The organism is Streptomyces sp. NPDC090741 (assembly GCF_044769045.1).
GTDB lineage: Bacteria > Actinomycetota > Actinomycetes > Streptomycetales > Streptomycetaceae > Streptomyces.
In genome coordinates, this window is the sequence record NZ_JBIVXF010000032.1 from 1 (window position 1) to 17,702 (window position 17,702).

General features: G+C 74.1%; 15 protein-coding genes and 1 rRNA gene. 12 read left to right on the forward strand and 4 right to left on the reverse strand.

Going from position 1 to position 17,702, the window contains the following annotated elements:
• From rrf to ACIQU4_RS41450, 3 genes are all read left to right on the forward strand, one after another.
• Positions 1-91 (forward strand): 5S ribosomal RNA (gene rrf, locus ACIQU4_RS41440); the annotation flags it as partial.
• A gap of 223 nt (positions 92-314) precedes the next feature.
• The gene (locus ACIQU4_RS41445; RefSeq protein ID WP_403742849.1) at positions 315-1,805 is read left to right on the forward strand and encodes a hypothetical protein; all 1,491 of its coding nucleotides are present in this window, start codon (positions 315-317) and stop codon (positions 1,803-1,805) included.
• On the forward strand, positions 1,787-2,650 hold the full coding sequence (locus tag ACIQU4_RS41450) for a hypothetical protein (RefSeq protein WP_403742852.1): 864 nt from the start codon (positions 1,787-1,789) through the stop codon (positions 2,648-2,650). The genes ACIQU4_RS41445 and ACIQU4_RS41450 overlap by 19 nt, the downstream gene beginning before the upstream one ends.
• Positions 2,651-2,734: 84 nt before the next feature.
• On the opposite strand, the gene ACIQU4_RS41455 is transcribed toward ACIQU4_RS41450, so the two are convergent.
• Positions 2,735-4,006 carry a DUF1015 family protein gene (locus ACIQU4_RS41455; RefSeq protein WP_403742855.1) on the reverse strand — a complete coding sequence of 424 codons (1,272 nt, stop codon included), beginning with the start codon at positions 4,004-4,006 and terminating at the stop codon, positions 2,735-2,737.
• 152 nt (positions 4,007-4,158) lie between these two features.
• On the opposite strand from ACIQU4_RS41455, the gene ACIQU4_RS41460 reads away from it, so the two are divergent.
• From ACIQU4_RS41460 to ACIQU4_RS41475, 4 genes are all read left to right on the forward strand, one after another.
• Entirely contained in the window at positions 4,159-5,208 is a 1,050-nt protein-coding gene (locus tag ACIQU4_RS41460) for an HAD hydrolase-like protein (RefSeq protein ID WP_403742858.1), read from the forward strand.
• 150 nt (positions 5,209-5,358) lie between these two features.
• On the forward strand, positions 5,359-6,405 hold the full coding sequence (locus ACIQU4_RS41465; RefSeq protein WP_403742860.1) for a FecCD family ABC transporter permease: 1,047 nt from the start codon (positions 5,359-5,361) through the stop codon (positions 6,403-6,405).
• Positions 6,406-6,473: 68 nt separating this feature from the next.
• Positions 6,474-7,463, forward strand: coding sequence for a FecCD family ABC transporter permease (locus tag ACIQU4_RS41470; protein ID WP_387288994.1), 990 nt, complete (start codon positions 6,474-6,476; stop codon positions 7,461-7,463).
• Positions 7,460-8,323, forward strand: coding sequence for an ABC transporter ATP-binding protein (locus ACIQU4_RS41475; protein WP_403742863.1), 864 nt, complete (start codon positions 7,460-7,462; stop codon positions 8,321-8,323). Before ACIQU4_RS41470 ends, ACIQU4_RS41475 begins: the two co-directional genes overlap by 4 nt.
• Here the strand turns inward: ACIQU4_RS41475 and ACIQU4_RS41480 are convergent.
• Positions 8,307-8,654, reverse strand: coding sequence for a sterol-binding protein (locus ACIQU4_RS41480; RefSeq protein ID WP_403742866.1), 348 nt, complete (start codon positions 8,652-8,654; stop codon positions 8,307-8,309). The two genes, ACIQU4_RS41475 and ACIQU4_RS41480, sit on opposite strands and share 17 nt — an antisense overlap.
• A gap of 65 nt (positions 8,655-8,719) precedes the next feature.
• Here ACIQU4_RS41480 and ACIQU4_RS41485 point away from each other — a divergent pair, with 65 nt between their 5' ends.
• The 5 genes from ACIQU4_RS41485 to ACIQU4_RS41505 all read left to right on the forward strand — a co-directional run bounded on the left by ACIQU4_RS41485 (position 8,720) and on the right by ACIQU4_RS41505 (position 13,942).
• A complete protein-coding gene (locus ACIQU4_RS41485; RefSeq protein ID WP_403742868.1) occupies positions 8,720-9,016 on the forward strand; it encodes a hypothetical protein in 297 nt (98 codons plus the stop codon).
• A gap of 7 nt (positions 9,017-9,023) precedes the next feature.
• Positions 9,024-9,839 carry a TlyA family RNA methyltransferase gene (locus tag ACIQU4_RS41490; RefSeq protein ID WP_403742871.1) on the forward strand — a complete coding sequence of 272 codons (816 nt, stop codon included), beginning with the start codon at positions 9,024-9,026 and terminating at the stop codon, positions 9,837-9,839.
• Positions 9,840-9,895: 56 nt separating this feature from the next.
• Positions 9,896-10,801 (forward strand): NAD kinase, encoded by a 906-nt coding sequence (locus ACIQU4_RS41495; protein ID WP_030162929.1) that lies wholly within the window; start codon positions 9,896-9,898, stop codon positions 10,799-10,801.
• Between the two features lie 96 nt (positions 10,802-10,897).
• A complete protein-coding gene (recN, locus tag ACIQU4_RS41500) occupies positions 10,898-12,616 on the forward strand; it encodes a DNA repair protein RecN (RefSeq protein ID WP_403742930.1) in 1,719 nt (572 codons plus the stop codon).
• A 207-nt stretch (positions 12,617-12,823) separates the two neighbouring features.
• A complete protein-coding gene (locus ACIQU4_RS41505; RefSeq protein ID WP_403742874.1) occupies positions 12,824-13,942 on the forward strand; it encodes a glycosyltransferase family 4 protein in 1,119 nt (372 codons plus the stop codon).
• 668 nt (positions 13,943-14,610) lie between these two features.
• Here ACIQU4_RS41505 and ACIQU4_RS41510 read toward each other — a convergent pair.
• Positions 14,611-16,233, reverse strand: coding sequence for a PucR family transcriptional regulator (locus ACIQU4_RS41510; protein ID WP_403742876.1), 1,623 nt, complete (start codon positions 16,231-16,233; stop codon positions 14,611-14,613).
• 22 nt (positions 16,234-16,255) lie between these two features.
• A complete protein-coding gene (locus ACIQU4_RS41515; RefSeq protein WP_403742879.1) occupies positions 16,256-17,635 on the reverse strand; it encodes an FAD-binding oxidoreductase in 1,380 nt (459 codons plus the stop codon).
• Positions 17,636-17,702: the final 67 nt, after the last annotated feature.

A 17,702-nucleotide genomic window follows, 5' to 3' on the forward strand; every position in this document is an offset into this window, starting at 1 on the left:
GCCCGGTTACATTTCGAACCCGGAAGCTAAGCCTTTCAGCGCCGATGGTACTGCAGGGGGGACCCTGTGGGAGAGTAGGACGCCGCCGAACAATCTTTCAAAGGACCCTTGGTCCAGCGTTCAACGCTGGACCAAGGGTCCTTTTTGTTTTTCACCTCTTTACGCCGAAGCGCGGCCATGGGTTGGTTGCGCGAGAATGACTAGCGGTACCCCGAAGACAGGAGTCACACCCATGTCCAACTCTTCCGACGATCGTCCGGAGCGCGAGCCTCGGCGCAGCGACGGCGGTGACAGGGGCGGCTACCGCGGGGGCCGTGACGACCGTGGCGGTGACCGTGGTGGCTTCCGCCGCGACGACCGCGGTGGCCGTCCGACCGGTGGCGGCGCCGGTGGCGGCGCCAGCGGCGGTTTCCGCCGTGACGACCGCGGCGGGCGCCCCGCCGGCGGCGACCGCCCGTCCGGTGGTGGCGGCGGCTTCCGTCGCGATGACCGCGGTGGCGACCGTCCCTCGTACCCGCGTCGTGATGACGACCGCGGTGGGCGTCCCTCGTACCCGCGCCGTGACGACGACCGTGGTGGATTCCGCGGCGGCCGTGACGACCGTGGTGGGGACCGCCCGTCCTACCCGCGCCGCGACGACCGCGGTGGCGACCGTCCCTCCGGTGGTGGCGGCGGTTTCCGCCGTGACGACCGTGGCGGCGACCGGCCGTCCTTCCCGCGTCGCGACGACGACCGTGGTGGATTCCGCGGCGGCCGTGACGACCGTGGCGGCGACCGCCCGTCCTACCCGCGCCGCGACGACCGCGGTGACCGTCCCTCCGGTGGTGGCGGCGGCTTCCGCCGTGACGACCGCGGCGGCGACCGCCCGTCCGGTGGCGGTTTCCGCGGCCGCGAGGACCGTCCGTCCTACCCGCGCCGTGACGACCGTGGTGACCGTCCCTCCGGTGGTGGCGGCGGTTTCCGCCGTGACGACCGCGGTGGCGACCGCCCGTCCGGTGGTGGCGGCGGCTTCCGTCGCGATGACCGCGGTGGCGACCGTCCCTCGTACCCGCGTCGTGATGACGACCGCGGTGGGCGTCCCTCGTACCCGCGCCGTGACGACGACCGTGGTGGATTCCGCGGCGGCCGTGACGACCGTGGCGGCGACCGTCCGTCCTACCCGCGCCGTGACGACCGCGGTGGCGACCGCCCGTCCTACCCGCGTCGCGACGACCGGCCCGCCGGTGGCGGTTTCCGCCGTGACGACCGCGGTGACCGGCCTGCCGGTGGTGGTGGCGGCTTCCGCCGTGACGACCGCGGCGGCGACCGGCCGTCCTTCCCGCGTCGCGACGACGACCGTGGTGGATTCCGCGGCGGCCGTGACGACCGTGGTGGGGACCGTCCGTCCTACCCGCGCCGCGACGACCGCGGTGGCGACCGTCCCTCCGGTGGTGGCGGCGGCTTCCGCCGTGACGACCGCGGCGGCGACCGCCCGTCGTACCCGCGTCGCGACGACGACCGCGGTGGGCGTCCCTCGTACCCGCGCCGTGACGACGACCGTGGTGGATTCCGCGGCGGCCGTGACGACCGTGGCGGCGACCGCCCGTCCTACCCGCGCCGTGACGACCGCGGTGGCGACCGTCCCTCCTACCCGCGTCGCGACGACCGTGGTGGCGATCGCGGTGGCTACCGTGGCGGCCGCGATGACCGCGGCGGCGACCGCGACTACCGTGCGGACCGCGACCGGGACCCGGTCAAGCGGCTTCCGATCGACGAGGACGTCACCGGTCTCGAGATCGACGCCGACGTGCGCCAGGAGCTCCTGAGCCTGCCCAAGGGCCTGGCCGAGGAGGTCTCCCGCAACCTGGTCATGGTGGCCCGGCTGATCGACGAGGACCCGGAGCAGGCGTACGCGTACTCGCGCATCGCCCTGCGCCTGGCCTCCCGTGTCGCCGCCGTGCGCGAGGCCGCCGGCTTCGCCGCGTACGCCACGCAGAAGTACAGCGAGGCGCTCGCGGAGTTCCGTGCCGCCAAGCGCATGACCGGATCCGTCGAGCTGTGGCCCGTCATGGCCGACTGCGAGCGCGGCCTCAGCCGCCCCGAGCGTGCGCTGGCCATGGCCGGCGAGCCCGAAGTGCAGAAGCTGGACAAGGCCGGCCAGGTCGAGATGCGCCTGGTCGCCGCCGGTGCGCGGCGCGACATGGGGCAGCTCGACGCCGCCATCGTGACCCTGCAGAGCCCGGAGCTGGCCTCCAACTCCGTCCAGCCGTGGACCGCGCGTCTGCGGTACGCCTACGCGGACGCCCTGCTGGCGGCCGGCCGTGAGGACGAGGCGCGCGAGTGGTTCGCCAAGACGGTCGAGGCGGACAAGGACGGCGCGATGGACGCCTCCGACCGGCTCGCCGAGCTGGACGGGGTCGAGTTCGTCGACGCGCTCGGCGGCGATGAGCCGGACGGGATCGACGACGAGGACGAGGACGACGAGCAGGACACCGCCGAGGTGGCTGCCGCCGAGCGTGCCTCCGACCAGGCCGAGTACTACGACGAGGACGACGAGGAGTACGAGCCTCTGGAGCGCTCCGAGGCGGACGCCGACATCGACGTCACGGACGAGATCGTCGTCGTCGAGGACGAGGACGAGGACGACGCTCAGGACCGCGACAAGGCCTGAGCGCTGAACCGGATCCATTGAGAAAGGGCGGTACCCCCGGTGGGGTACCGCCCTTTTTCGTGTCCGCAGTCAGGACGGGCCGGATCAGTCGAGGCTGCGCAGGACCAGGCCGGTGGCCGGCTTCGGGCCGAAGGAGGTGGACTTGCGGGGCATCGTGACGCCCTGGCGGGCCAGGTCCCGGACGACTGCCTCCCGTACGGGGTGCAGCAGGACCGCGGTGCCGCCGTGGCGCTCGGCCATGGCGACGGTGGCCGCCGCGTCGTGGATGTACGTGATCTGGTCCGGGGCGTCCGGGATCTGCCACAGGGCGTCGAGCAGGGTCGCGTGCAGGACGGTCGCGTCCAGCCGGCGCCAGGCCTCGGGGCGGTCACGCCGGACGGTGCGCTCCAGGAGGTCCGGGTCCGGGTCGGTGACCAGGTGGAACGTGCCGTCGCCGGACAGGAGGAAGGCGTTGCCGCGCTCGGCGGCGTCGGCGAGGGACTCCAGGGCGAGCGGCAGCGGGCCGTCGACCGGGCGGACCAGGAAGTGGCCCTCGACGGCGGCCAGGGCGTCCGCGACCGGGAGACGGCGCAGCATCCGGTGGATGGCGCGGACCTGGAGCGGGTAGCGGGCGGTGTCCACGAGGAGGACCAGGCCGAAGTCCCAGTCGGTGGGGGACTGGTGCTCCTCCTGGAGGCGCAGGTACGTCGCCCAGCGGTGGTGGCCGTCGGCGATGAGGGCCTGGCGGTGGCCGAGGTCGGTGGTGACCGCGGCCAGGTCGGCGGGATCGGTGATGGCCCAGAGCCGGTGGCGGAAGCCGTCCTCGGTGGTGGTGGCCAGCAGCGGCGGGCGGCCGACGGTCCGTTCGACGACCGCCGTCGCGCCGGCCGCGGGGTCGCCGCCGACGTAGGTGAGCAGGAGGGGCTCCAGATTGGCCGAAGCGGCCCGCATCAGGCCGGCCCGGTCGGTGACCACGTCGGGCATGACGTCCTCGTGCGGGAGGACGATGCCGGCGGCGGGCTCCGAGAGGGCGAGGGCGCCGATCACCCCGCGCTGCAGTACGTTCCCCTTGCGCTGCTCGTAGACGTAGAGCGCGGGCTCGGGGTCGGGGCTGAGGACGCCCTTGGAGAGCCAGTCGTGCAGGGTGTGCGCGGCCTGTTCGTTGCGCTCGGCGGGGGTGTCGGCCTGAGGGAGGATCAGGCGGACGATGTTGTGCGGGTCGGCGGACTCTAGGTGGTCGACGCCGTCGGGGCGTACGACCACGTCATACGGCGGTGAGGTGACGGCGGCCAGGCTGCCGACGCGCTCCGGGTCATAGCGCAGTCCATGGAAGGGGATCAGGCGCAGCCCGTCGTCCGCGGTACCAGTTGTGGTCATTGGTGCATGGTAAGACGCGTCTCGCGATGCGGGATGATCGGGTGTGGAAGACCGCAGCGCACATGCGGTCGGTATCGGTCACGGACGTACGGACGGACTGACGTACGCACGGACGGACCGGTCGAGGATCGAGCGGACAGGGAGCCGACAGGATGACCCGGCAGAGCAGGACGAGTCCGGCGGGCAGCGAGCGCAGCCTGCACCAGGCGTACGACACGGCCCTGCTGGACCTGGACGGCGTGGTGTACGCGGGCGGCGAGGCGATCGCGTACGCGGCGGAGTCCCTCGCCGCGGCACGGGCCGGCGGGATGCACCTCGCGTACGTCACGAACAACGCGCTGCGGACCCCGGAGGCGGTCGCCGGGCACCTGGGCGAGCTGGGGATCCCGACCGAGGCCGGCGAGGTGATCACGTCGGCGCAGGCGGTGGCCCGGCTGATCTCGGAGCAGGTGGAGCCGGGGTCGAAGGTGCTGGTGATCGGTGGGGAGGGGCTGCGGGTCGCGCTGCGCGAGCGGGGACTCGTACCGGTGGAGTCCGCCGACGAGGAGGGCCTCGCGGCGGTCGTCCAGGGGTACGGGGGCCCGGATCTGCCGTGGTCGCGGTTCGCGGAGGCCTCGTACGCGATCCACCGCGGGGTGCCGTGGTACGCGTCGAACACAGATCTGACGATTCCGGGGGCGCGGGGGATCGGGCCCGGCAACGGGGCCGCGGTGGAGGTCGTACGGATCGCCACGGGCGCGGAGCCGCAGGTCGCGGGGAAGCCGCTGCCCCCGATGCACCGGGAGACGGTGCTGCGGACGGGGGCGGAGCGGCCGCTGGTGGTCGGGGACCGGCTGGACACGGACATCGAGGGCGCGTTCAACGGGGACGTGGACTCGCTGCTGGTGCTGACCGGGGTGACGGACGCGGCGCAGCTGCTGCGGGCCGAGCCGAGGCACCGGCCGACGTACGTGGACCGGGATCTGCGCGGGCTGCTGACGGGGCAGCCGGAGGTCGCGGCGGCGGGGGAGGGTTTCCGCTGCGGGGGCTGGACCGCGGTGGCGGTGGCGGGCGTGCTGGAGCTGCGGGGCGAGGACGATCCGGTGGATCCGCTCGACCCGGTCGACGGGCTGCGGGCGCTGTGCGCGGCGGCGTGGACGCAGGCGGGGGACGGCTCGTGCACGCTGGACGCGGGGAAGGCGCTGGCCCGGATCGGGCTGTAGGCGGGGCGGGGCGAGGCGGGAGCGGGCCCAGGGCCCGGGGGTGTTCGTGGGTCGTTCGCGGCCGCGTCCCGGCGGGCCGTCCGGCGGTCGTCCGTGGGATCCCCGGATCCTCAGGGCCAGTTCAGGCGCAGGGTAGGCTAACCTAACTCCGTGTTGGTCGAGAGTCCCCCTGAACAGAGCGCGGCGCCGGTCGCCGCCATCCGCCCGGGCCACGCCGCGCGCGCCGCCGGTCTGCTCGGCGCCCTCGTGGTGCTGGCGCTGATCGCGGTGGCGAGCATCGCCGTGGGCGCCAAGCAGATACCCCTCGACCAGGTCTGGCACGGCCTGTTCCACTACGCGGGGACGCCCTCCGACGTGGTGGTGCGCGATCTGCGGGTCCCGCGCACCCTCCTCGGGCTGATGGTCGGGCTCGGGCTCGGCCTCTCCGGCGCCGTGATGCAGGCGCTGACCCGCAATCCGCTGGCCGAGCCGGGCATCCTCGGCGTCAATGCGGGCGCCGCGGCCGCCGTGGTCTCGGCGATCACCTTCCTCGGGGCCTCCACGCTCAGCGAGTTCGTGTGGTGGGCCTTCCTCGGCGCCGCCGTCGTCTCCGTCGTGGTCTACGTACTCGGCGGCAGCCGCAGCGCGACGCCGGTGCGCCTCGCGCTCGCCGGTACGGCGGCCAGTGCGGCCCTGGTCGGCTACATCAACGCCGTACAGCTGATGGACAGCAAGGCGCTGGACAAGCTGCGCTTCTGGACCGTGGGCTCCCTGGCCTCCGCCAACATGGACACCGTCCACCAGGTGGCGCCCTTCCTGCTGGTGGGCGCGGTGATCGCGCTCACGCTGGGCCGGCCGCTCAACGCGATGGCCTTGGGCGACGACACCGCGCGCGCCCTCGGCGCCCACCTGACGCGGACCCGGATCGGCGCGATGGTGGCCATCACGCTGCTGTGCGGGGCGGCGACCGCAGCCTGCGGGCCGATCGTCTTCATCGGGCTGATGATCCCGCACCTGGTGCGGATCATCACCGGTCCCGACATGCGGTGGGTGCTCGCCTATTCGGCGGTCCTCTCCCCGGCGCTGCTGCTGGTCGCGGACGTCATCGGCCGGGTCGTCACCCGGCCGGCCGAGCTCCAGGTCGGCATCGTCACCGCGCTGATCGGCGGACCCGTCTTCATCTACCTCGTCCGGCGCAAGAGGATGGCCCAGCTGTGACCGTCGACCTTCGGGCGGACAAGCCCGGATCCCGTGCCCTGCGCGGCCCCGGCGGGCTGTCCCTGCGGATGGAGCCGCGTGCGCTGGCGGTCGGGCTGCTGCTCACCGCGGCCGCGCTCGCGATGGCCGTCGTCCTCATCGGCACCGGCGACTTCGAGATCGCGCCGTGGGACGTCGTACAGACCCTGCTGGGCAACGGCACGCCGGCGAACGACTTCATCGTCAACGACCTGCGGCTGCCGCGGGTGCTGGTCGCCCTGCTGGTGGGCGCCGCGCTCGGCATGGCGGGCGCCGTCTTCCAGTCCGTCTCCCGCAACCCGCTCGGCTCCCCGGACCTGCTCGGCTTCAGCTACGGCTCGGCGGTCGGCGCGCTCACCGTGATCGTCCTGTTCAAGGGCGGCGCGACGGCGGTCGCCGGGGGCGCGCTGCTGGGCGGGCTGCTCAGCGGCGTCCTCGTGTACCTGCTGTCGTACCGGCGGGGCATCCACGGCTACCGGCTGGTGCTGGTCGGCATCGGCGCCTCGGCGATGCTCGTCGCCGTCATCAACTACCTGCTGACCAAGGCGCAGCTCGTCGAGGCCACCCGCGCGATGGTCTGGCTGACCGGATCGCTCGCCGGCCGGGACTGGAGCCAGGTCTGGCCCCTGCTGGGGACCTGCGCGGTGCTGTTCCCGCTGGTCCTCGGGCAGGGCCGGGCCCTGCGGATGATGGAGATGGGCGACGACGCCGCGTACGCCCTCGGAGTACGGGTGGAACGTACGCGGATGCTGCTGATGCTGGCGGCGGTCCTGCTGACCACCGCGGCGGCCGCGGCCGCCGGGCCCATCTCCTTCGTGGCCCTGGCCGCGCCCCAGCTGGCCCGGCGCCTGACCCGCTCGCCCGGGTCGAACCTGCTCACCGGCGCGCTGATGGGCTCCGTCCTGCTGCTCGTGTCCGACTGGGCCTCGCAGCGGGCCTTCGGCGCCGACCAGCTGCCGGTGGGTGTGGTGACCGGGCTGGTCGGCGGCGTGTACCTGCTCTGGCTGCTCGTCACCGAGCGCAAGGCGGGACGTATATGAGCACGGACACGAGCAACTCAAGGAGTACGCAGGTGCAGCGGCTGACCGCGCAGAACGTGACCCTCGGCTACGACCAGCGGGTCATCGCCGAGAACCTGTCGGTGGAGATCCCCGACCACTCGTTCACGGTGATCGTCGGACCCAACGCGTGTGGCAAGTCCACGCTGCTGCGGGCCCTGTCGCGGATGCTGAAGCCGTCCGCCGGGCAGGTGCTGCTGGACGGGCAGGCCATCGGGTCGATGCCGGCCAAGAAGGTCGCCAAGACGCTGGGGCTGCTGCCGCAGTCCTCGATCGCGCCGGACGGGATCACGGTCGCCGACCTGGTCTCCCGTGGCCGGTACCCGCACCAGGGTCTGCTGCGGCAGTGGTCGCCGGAGGACGAGCGGATCGTCCGGGAGTCGATGGCCTCGACCGGGGTCGCCGAGCTCGCGGACCGCTCGGTGGACGAGCTGTCGGGCGGACAGCGCCAGCGGGTGTGGATCGCGATGGCGCTGGCGCAGCAGACGCCGCTGCTGCTGCTGGACGAGCCGACCACGTACCTGGACATCCAGCACCAGATCGACGTGCTGGACCTGTGCGCCGAGCTGCACGAGGAGCAGGGGCGGACCCTGGTGGCCGTGCTGCACGACCTCAACCACGCGGCCCGCTACGCCACGCACCTGATCGCGATGCGCGGGGGCGAGGTCGTGGCGGAGGGGCCGCCGGCCGAGGTGGTCACGGCGGAGCTGGTGGAGAAGGTGTTCGGCCTGCGCTGCCAGATCATCGACGACCCGGAGACGGGCACCCCGCTGGTGATCCCGGCAGCGCGCAGGCCGAAGGCGTCGGCCGGGCGGCTGACGGGCACTACAGCAGGCTCTTGAGGCGGAGCAGGTCGCGGAAGCCGGCCTCCAGGCGGACCCGGCCGCAGGCCCAGGCCTTGGCGAACTTCAGGTCGCCCGCGACCATCGCCACCAGGTCGTCGCCCGTCATCGCCAGCCGGATCCCGGCCTTCGCGGCGGGCGGACCGGGGGAGACCGTGTCCACCCGGATCCGGCCGCCTTCGAGGCGGCCGGTGAAGGTCCGGTCCAGGTCCGTGATGTGGCAGCTCAGGGAGCGGTCCATCGCGGCAGCGCCGCGCACACCGCCGTCGGCCTGCGCGAGGTTGCCGGAGAGTCTGTCGAGTGCGGCTCGGCACTCATCGATCGTAGCCATCGTGATCTCGACCGTACCGCAGAGCCGTGCGTGGCCGCCCGGGTGCTTCGGGGTAGCGTCGGGGCATGACCGACGACATGGCCGACCTACCGGAAGCGGCGCAGGCGCAGGCGCCGGAGGCGGCGGAAGCTGCGGACGTAGCGGAAGCCCCCGGGGAAGCGGCGCCCGAGCCCCTGGGGATCGTCCGTACGTCCACCGGCCACGCCGGGGTGGACGCGCGCCTGGAGCGGCTGGCCGAAGCCGACCACCTCACGGCGGACGGACACGTCGCGGTGTACGAGGATGTGCACAGGGGGTTGCGTGACGCGCTGACCGCGCTGGACGCACCATCCGTCCCCGGACCGTACGAAAACAGGAGCTGAACCGAACGTGGCAGGAGTGGCACGCCGCCGCCTGGACGCCGAACTGGTACGCCGCAGCATGGCCCGCTCGCGCGAGCACGCCGCCCAGCTGATCGCCGCGGGCCGGGTGACCGTCGGCGGCGCCACCGCGACCAAGACGGCCACCCAGGTCGAGACCAGCGCGGCCCTCGTCGTCCTCAAGGACGACAGCGACCCCGACTACGTCTCCCGGGGCGGCCACAAGCTGGCCGGCGCGCTCGCGGCCTTCCAGCCGCAGGGGCTGGCCGTCGAGGGCCGCCGGGCGCTGGACGCCGGCGCCTCCACCGGCGGGTTCACCGACGTGCTGCTGCGCGCGGGCGTGGCCCACGTCATGGCCGTCGACGTCGGCTACGGGCAACTCGCCTGGTCGCTGCAGAGCGACGACCGGGTCACCGTCAAGGACCGTACGAACGTCCGCGAGCTGACGGTCGAGCAGCTCGACGGGGTCCCGGTCGGCCTCGTCGTCGGCGACCTGTCCTTCATCTCCATCGGCCTGGTGCTGCCGGCCCTGGTGCGCTGCTGCGCGCCGGACGCGGACCTGGTGCTGATGGTCAAGCCGCAGTTCGAGGTCGGCAAGGACCGGCTCGGCAGCGGCGGCGTCGTGCGCAGCCCGGAGCTGCGGGCGGAGGCCGTGCGCGAGGTGGCGGCCCGGGCGGCGAAGCTGGGGCTGGGCGTTCTCGGGGTGACCGCGAGTCCGCTGCCCGGTCCGTCGGGGAACGTCGAGTACTTTCTGTGGCTGCGGGCGGGGGCACCGGCACTCGACCCGGCGGATGTCGACCGTGCAGTGGCGGAGGGGCCTCAGTGACTGAATCAGCGGACTGGTCATCGGATACTTCGAACAACTCATACGACTCGGACTCAGTGGTTCCGGGGCGGGGGCGGACCGTCTTCCTGCTCGCGCACACCGGGCGGCCCGCGGCCATCCGCAGTGCCGAGCTGGTCGTACAGGGGCTGCTCAAGAACGGTCTGGGCGTACGGGTCGTCGAGTACGAGGCGAGGGACCTGCCGCTGCCGCCCGAGGTGGAGCTGGTCGCCGAGTGCACCCCCAAGGTGCTCGAAGGCTGCGAGCTGCTGATCGTGCTGGGCGGCGACGGGACCCTGCTGCGCGGCGCTGAGTTCGCGCGCGGCTCGGGGGTGCCGATGCTGGGCGTGAACCTGGGCCGGGTGGGATTCCTCGCGGAGGCGGAGCGGGACGACCTGGACAAGGTCGTGGACCGGGTCGTGACGCGGGAGTACGAGGTCGAGGAGCGGATGACCCTCGACGTGCTCGTACGGACGAACGGCGACGTGATCCACCGGGACTGGGCGCTGAACGAGGCCGCGGTCCAGAAGGTGTCCCCCGAGCGGATGCTGGAAGTGGTCCTGGAGATCGACGGGCGCCCGGTGTCCGGGTTCGGCTGCGACGGGATCGTCTGCGCGACCCCGACCGGTTCCACGGCGTACGCCTTCTCCGCGGGCGGGCCGGTGGTCTGGCCGGAGGTGGAGGCGCTGCTGATGGTGCCGATCAGCGCGCACGCGCTGTTCGCGAAGCCGCTGGTCACCTCGCCGGACTCGGTGCTGGCGGTGGAGGTGCAGCAGGGGGTTCCGCACGGGGTGCTGTGGTGCGACGGCCGCCGGATGCTGGAGCTGCCGGCCGGGGCCCGGGTGGAGGTCCGGCGGGGGGCGGTGCCGGTGCGGCTCGCCCGGCTGCACCACGCGTCGTTCACGGACCGGCTGGTCGCGAAGTTCGCGCTGCCGGTGTCGGGGTGGCGCGGGGCGCCTCGCTGAGCCCCGCCCAATAGCACACGCGTTCGGGAAACTCCCGGCGGGTGACGTCACATGGCATCGGTGAAACCTCGGTATCGTCGTCCCGTGCTTGAGGAGATGCGGATACGGTCGCTCGGGGTCATCGACGACGCAGTGGTCGAGCTGTCGCCCGGTTTCACCGCGGTGACCGGCGAGACCGGCGCGGGCAAGACGATGGTCGTCACCAGCCTCGGCCTGCTGCTCGGCGGTCGCGCCGACCCGGCCCTGGTACGGATCGGGGCCAAGGCGGCGGTCGTGGAGGGCCGCATCGTCATGCGCCCCGGCGCGCCCGCCGCCGTACGCGCCGAGGAGGCCGGGGCCGAGCTCGACGACGGCGCCCTGCTGATCAGCCGGACCGTGTCCGCCGAGGGGCGCTCACGCGCCTACGTCGGCGGCCGCTCGGTGCCCGTCGGCCTGCTCGGTGAACTCGCGGACGACCTGGTCGCCGTACACGGGCAGACCGACCAGCAGGGGCTGTTGCGGCCGGCCCGGCAGCGCCAGGCCCTCGACCGGTACGCGGGAGACGCCGTCGCCGTCCCGCTGGAGAAGTACGGGGCCGCCTACCGGCGGCTGCGCGCGGTCGCCATGGAACTCGACGAGATCACCACCCGGGCCCGGGAACGGGCCCAGGAGGCCGACCTGCTGCGCTTCGGCCTGGAGGAGATCGCCGCCGTGGAGCCGCTGGCCGGCGAGGACGCCGAGCTGGCGGCGGAGGCCGAGCGGCTCGGCCACGCCGAATCACTGGCGTCGGCGGCGCAGATCGCGCATGCGGCGCTCGCCGGCGACGTGGAGGACCCGGAGGGTGTCGACGCGAACACGCTCGTCGCGGGCGCGCACCGGGCCCTGGACGCCGTACGGTCGCACGACCCGGCGCTCGGCGCGCTCGCGGAGCGGATCGGGGAGCTCGGGATCCTGCTGGCCGACGTGGCCGGGGAACTGGCCGGGTACGCGGACGACCTGGACGCCGATCCGCTGCGGCTGGCCGCGGTGGAGGAGCGGCGGGCGGCGCTGACCCAGCTCACGCGCAAGTACGGCGACTCGATCGACTCCGTGCTGGAGTGGGCCGAACGGGGTTCGGCGCGGCTGCTGGAGCTGGACGGCGACGACGAGCGGATCACCGAGCTGACCGCGGAGCGGGACGGGCTGCGGGCCGAACTGTCGCTGCTGGCGCAGGCGCTGACGGACGCCCGGGTGGAGGCGGCGACGCGGTTCGCCTCGGCCGTCACGGCGGAGCTGGCGTCGCTGGCGATGCCGCACGCGCGGGTGACGATCGACATCCGGCAGGTGCAGGACCCCGAGGGGGTGGAGGTCGACGGCCGTCCGGTCGCGTACGGGCCTTCGGGCACGGACGAGGTCGAACTGCTGCTGGCCCCGCACCCGGGGGCCCAGCCGCGGCCGATCGCCAAGGGTGCCTCGGGCGGTGAGCTGTCGCGCGTGATGCTGGCGGTGGAGGTCGTGTTCGCGGGCTCCGACCCGGTGCCGACGTACCTCTTCGACGAGGTCGACGCGGGCGTCGGAGGCAAGGCGGCCGTCGAGGTCGGGCGGCGGCTCGCGAAGCTCGCGAAGTCGGCGCAGGTCGTGGTCGTCACGCACCTGCCGCAGGTGGCCGCCTTCGCGGACCGGCAGCTGCTGGTCGAGAAGACCAACGACGGGTCGGTGACGAGGAGCGGGGTCAAGATCCTGGAGGGCGAGGACCGCGTCCGCGAGCTCTCTCGCATGCTGGCGGGCCACGAGGACTCGGTCTCCGCGCGGGCGCACGCCGAGGAACTCCTGGCGGCGGCGCGCGCGGACGCGTAGCGGGTGTTCCCGAGAGGGCCCGGGACGGATGCCGTCCCGGGCCCTCGGCGCGCCCTCGGAGGTGACGGGGGTTAGGCCGTGTGGGTGAGGCTCGGGGGTGTGTGGCGGTATCTCCTGCGGGATCCGTACCCGTATGGTCCCGGAACGCGCGTGCGGACTGGCATCCTGGGCGACGTCTCTGCCTCCCTCACCCTGGAGCTTCGGCCCGTGAGCAGCTCCCCGGTCTCGACCCCGGCCCCCGCGCAGCCGTACGGGCGGCCGCCGCTCCGCACCGTCCAGGTACTCGGCGGCGCGGGCGCGGGCAGCAGCGCGCACGTACGGTCGCTGACGACCGGGCTCGCCGCACGCGGGGTACGGGTCACGGTGTGCGCGCCTGTGGAGGCGGAGGGGGAGTACGACTTCACCGGCGCGGGGGCGCAGTTCTCCCCGGACGCGGTGAGCGCGCTGCGGGCCGTGTGCGCGGGGGCGGACGTGGTGCACGCGCACGGGGTGCGGGCCGGGATGCGGGCCGCGCTGGCGCTGCGCGGGCGCCGGGTGCCGCTGGTGGTGAGCTGGCACGGCGGCGGGCCGGCGGCCGAAGGGGCGTTCGGGCGGCTGGGGCGGGTGCTGGAACGGCATGTGGCGCGGGCGGCGGCCGTGGTGCTGGGCGCTTCGTCGGACCAGGTGGACCTGGCGCGGGCGCGGGGCGCGCGGGACGCGCGGCTGGCGCCGGTGGCCGTGCCGGTGGGGCCGGCCGGCCCGGACGCCGGGGCGGATCCCGGCAAGGCTCGGGCGGAACTGGGGGCGGTGGAGCGGCCGTTGCTGATCGCGGTCGGGAGCCTGGTGGAGCACCGGGGGTACTCGGTGCTGCTGGACGCGGCGCGGGCGTGGCGGGTGCTGGAGCCGCTGCCGCTGGTGGTGATCGCGGGGGAGGGCCCGCAGCGGGCCGAACTGGCCCGGCGGATCGAGGCCGAGGGGCTGCCGGTACGGCTGCTGGGGCGGCGCCGGGATGCCGCGCAGCTGCTGGCGGCGGCGGACGTGGCGGTGCTGCCGAGCCGGTGGGAGGCGCGGTCCCTGCTGGCGCAGGAAGCACTGCGGGCGGGGGTACCGCTGGTCGCGACGGCGGTCGGGGGCGTCCCGGAGCTGATCGGGGACGCGGGGGTACTGGTGCCGTACGGGGACGCGGCCGCCCTGTCCTCGGCGGTGACGGACCTCCTCTCGGACCCGCCCCGCCGCGCCGCCCTCGCCGCCGCAGGTCACGCCCAAGCGGCCACCTGGCCCACGGAGGACGACACGGTGGCCCAGATCCTGTCGGTCTACGACGAGCTGATGGACCGCCGCAAGTAGCCCCCGGCGGGTCCTTGTCCAGCCGCGCCTCAATCGCCGGCGGGCTGGAGTCGTGCGGGTGCCATCGGGGCCGCTCCCGGGGCGGGGCCTCTTGGGCTCTGCCCGGGGAGCCGTGTCGTCGGCGGGTACGGGTCCGCCCGGCCCCGCGCCTCACATGCCGGCGGGCCGGAGTTGCCGGGGTCTGGGGCGCAGCTCCGGGGAACGGTGGAAGGGCGGGTAGGGGACAAGCCCCGCAGGGCCGCCCACCGGCACCCCGGCACTGCCTGCGCTGCCAGGGGGTGCTGAGCAGCACACAGCGGCCCGGCCGGGATCATCCGCCCGCGTGGCGTGGCGTGGCGCCGGCCTGAGCGCCGGGTTCCGCCTGCGCGTGCCGCGCCGGCCGCGGTGAGACGTTGTCCGGGGACTGCGACCAGCGGCCGCCGGACGGAGTTCGGTGCAGCGGCGCGAAGCCGGAGAGGCCCGTCAGGGCCGAGTCGTGCGAGCGGTGCGTCAAAAAGCGGTGGCCCGTCAGGGCCGAGTCGTGTGAGCGGCGCGTCAAGAAGGTGTGGCCCGTCGGGGCCGAGTCGTGCGAGCGGCGCGTCAAAAAGCGGAGGCCCGTCAGGGCCGAGTCGTGTGAGCGGCGCGTCAAAAGCGGTGGCCCGCCCGGGCCGAGCGGCGCGAGGAGGGCGTCAGGAAGGCTGGGCGTGGCGGCGGGCGCGGAGGGCCAGGCTCAGGGAGAGGACCGTCTCCGGGTCGTCCAGGTCCGTGCCGAGGAGCTCCGAGATGCGGGCCAGGCGGTTGTACAGGGTCTGGCGGTTGAGGTGCAGCTCGCGCGCCGTCTCCGCCTTGCGGCCCGCATGGGCCAGGTACGTCTCCAGGGTGGGCAGGAGAGGCGGGCGGGACGACAGGTCGTGGGTCCGCAGCGCACCGATCGCCCGGTCCACGAAGGCCGCCAGGTCGGGGTGTTCCCGCAGCCGCCACAGGAGCAGGTCGATGTCCAGGCGGCGGGCGTCGTACCAGGGGCGCGAGGGGAGTCCGTGCGCCGCCGTGGCGGTTTCCGCCGCGTGCCGCAGGCCCGAGGAGGCGGCGGCCCAGCCGCCCGCCACGCCCACCACCACCGCCGGCGGGGCCGCCGCGCGGTCCAGGCCGGCCCGCTCCATGCCCGCCCGGAGGGCAGCGGCCACGCGGTCGGCCACCGTCGAGCGCTCCGACTCTGAGCGGAGGGAGACCAGCAGGGGTACCCGGCCTTCCACCGGGCGTACGCCCAGGAGCACCGGTACGCCCACGGAAGAGAGCTCCTCAAGGACCGCCCTCGCCAGGACCGCCCAGTTGCCCGACGGGCCCAGGTCCGAGGACAGGCGCATCACCACCGGCAGGAGCGGGCCCGACCCCGGTTTGAAGCCCAGTACGCGGGCCTGCGCCGGGGCGTCCTCCGCCGAGATGCGGCCCTCCGCCAGGTCCGTCAGGAAATCGCCGCGGCCGCGCGCCGCCAGCTCGTCCTCCTGGCGGGCCTGCATCAGGACCACGGCCAGTACCCCCGCCGTCCGTTCCGCCGCCATCCGGTGGACGGGCAGCAGCGGCGCCGACACGCCCAGCAGGACCACCCGGGCGCGGACCGAGCCCGTGCCGTGGCCGCCGCCGGGGACGTCGATCAGGACCGCGTTCGCCGACGGCTGCGCCTCGCGCTGGCCCCGCAGCCCCTCCCAGACCTGGAGCGGGTCCGCCGCGGCTTCGCCGGAGACCGGGCCCGCCGCGTACAGGAGCTGCCCGTCGGGGGTCTCCAGGAACACCGGGTTACCGGTGAAGTCGGCCAGGATGTGCAGGACTTGGGGGATCCCGCCGCCGCTGAGCAGGGCCTCCGTGCACCGCCGGTGCACCTCCTCGGCCCGCTGGAGCAGGGCGTAGTGGTGGTTGACGATCTCGGTGTGGATCTCCTCCGTGACCGCCACGAACGGCACCTCGCGGTGGAGTTGGACGAGCGGCAGGCCGGCCGCCCGGGCCGTCTCGACGAGCGTCGCCGGGAGCCGGGTGAAGCGCGGGCCCAGTTCGACCACCAGCGCGGCGATCCCCCGGTCCGCGAGGCGCCGTACGAAGGCACGCTGCTCGGCGGGGCGGGTGCCGAGGCCCAGCCCCGTGGTCAGCAGCAGCTCCCCGCCCTTGAGCAGGGAGGCGATGTTCGGCACCTCGCCCGCGTGCACCCAGCGCACGGTCCGGCCCAGGCGGTCGGCGCAGGCCACCACCTCCGGCAGTCCGCTGCGCAGCCCGGGCAGCTCCAGTGCCCGCTGAACGGTGATCCCGCCCTGGTTGTCCATGTCGCGGGACGCTACCAGGGGGTCAGGCCGGCTTGATGTTGTGGTTGAAGCGGAAGACGTTGTCCGGGTCGTACGTCCGCTTCACCGCGCCCAGCCTGGCCAGATTCTCCGCGCCGAGCCCGGCCGCCACGCGCTCGGAACCCTCGTCGCCGGTGAAGTTGAGGTAGACCGCGCCGGTGCTCCACGGCTGCACGTGGGCGCGGACGTCCTTGACCCACTGCACGGCGCGCTCGTCCTCGGCCGGGTCCTCCCAGATGCCGAACGGGTGCGCCGCCCAGGGCGCGTCCCGGTAGGGAACGGGGAACTCAGACGGCCCGTCCGCGATGGCTCCGCCCAGCGGGAACAGCACGTGCTGGGTCCCGCCCGTCGGCATCACGTTCCCGAGGGCGCAGAAGACGCTGACGAGTTCGTCCGGCAGGCCGGTCAGGTACTCCGCGGACCAGTAGTTACGCAGACCCGGCGGGTCGTCCAGCATGCACTGGAAGTCCGCGTAGGGCAGGGCGGTGAGCACCTCCGCCTCGTGGGGCAGCGCGAGCAGCGGCGCCGCCAGCTTGCGCAGCGCCTCCTCGCCGCCCGCGTACGTGAGCAGCGCGCCAGCCATCAGGGTCCCGACCAGGTGCTGCGGTACGAAGGGCTCCGGCGGGGCGGTCAGGTAGATCACGCCGCCGCCCGCCTCGGCGGGGCCCTTCTCGATGACCTCGCGGTAGGTGCGCAGGACCTCGGGCCCGGCCTCCAGGGGGTACAGCAGCAGGCAGATCGCGAACTCGGGGAGCTCGTGCAGGCGCAGCGTGATCGAGGTCGCGACCCCGAAGTTCCCGCCGCCGCCGTGCAGGGCCCAGAACAGCTCGGGGTTGTCCTCGGCGGTCGCCGTCACGGCGGAGCCGTCGGCGGTGACCAGGTCCACGCCGAGCAGGTTGTCGACGGCCAGCCCGAACTTCCGGTCCAGCCAGCCGGAGCCGCCGCCGAGGGTGAAGCCGGTGACTCCGGTGGTGGAGACCCGGCCGCCGGTGGTGGCGAGCCCGTACGGCTGGCAGGCGCGGTCCAGCACGCTCATCACCGCTCCGCCCCCGACGCGTACGGCCATCGCCCCCGGGTGGACGGTGACCTCCTGCATCCGGCGCATGTCGACGACCACGCCGCCGTCGTTGAGGGACATCCCGGCGACGCTGTGGCCGCCGCCGCGCACGGCGACGGGCAGGTCCAGCTCACGGGCGAAGCGGACGGTGGTGACGACGTCCGCCTCGCTCTCGCACCGGGCGATGACCGCGGGGCGGCGGTCGATCATCGCGTTGAAGACCGTCCGTGCCTCTTCGTACCCGGGGTCACCGGGAGCGAAGACCTCACCGGCCAGATCCTCGCGGAGCAAGGTCAGGGCCTGGCCGGCCTTGGAGGTGGGCACCATGGCTCACCCCTCCTTTCGGAGGAGGCATAGAACCATTCCAGCGTAGGCGGGGTCGGCGCCGGGCGCC

Coding starts and splice junctions, on each gene's coding strand:
- ACIQU4_RS41455 (WP_403742855.1), bottom strand. CDS start 4,006: ATGACCACAACTGGTACCGCGGACGACGGGCTGCGCCTGATCCCCTTC.
- ACIQU4_RS41460 (WP_403742858.1), top strand. CDS start 4,159: ATGACCCGGCAGAGCAGGACGAGTCCGGCGGGCAGCGAGCGCAGCCTG.
- ACIQU4_RS41470 (WP_387288994.1), top strand. CDS start 6,474: ATGGAGCCGCGTGCGCTGGCGGTCGGGCTGCTGCTCACCGCGGCCGCG.
- ACIQU4_RS41475 (WP_403742863.1), top strand. CDS start 7,460: ATGAGCACGGACACGAGCAACTCAAGGAGTACGCAGGTGCAGCGGCTG.
- ACIQU4_RS41480 (WP_403742866.1), bottom strand. CDS start 8,654: ATGGCTACGATCGATGAGTGCCGAGCCGCACTCGACAGACTCTCCGGC.
- ACIQU4_RS41485 (WP_403742868.1), top strand. CDS start 8,720: ATGACCGACGACATGGCCGACCTACCGGAAGCGGCGCAGGCGCAGGCG.
- recN (WP_403742930.1), top strand. CDS start 10,898: ATGCGGATACGGTCGCTCGGGGTCATCGACGACGCAGTGGTCGAGCTG.
- ACIQU4_RS41510 (WP_403742876.1), bottom strand. CDS start 16,233: ATGGACAACCAGGGCGGGATCACCGTTCAGCGGGCACTGGAGCTGCCC.
- ACIQU4_RS41515 (WP_403742879.1), bottom strand. CDS start 17,635: ATGGTGCCCACCTCCAAGGCCGGCCAGGCCCTGACCTTGCTCCGCGAG.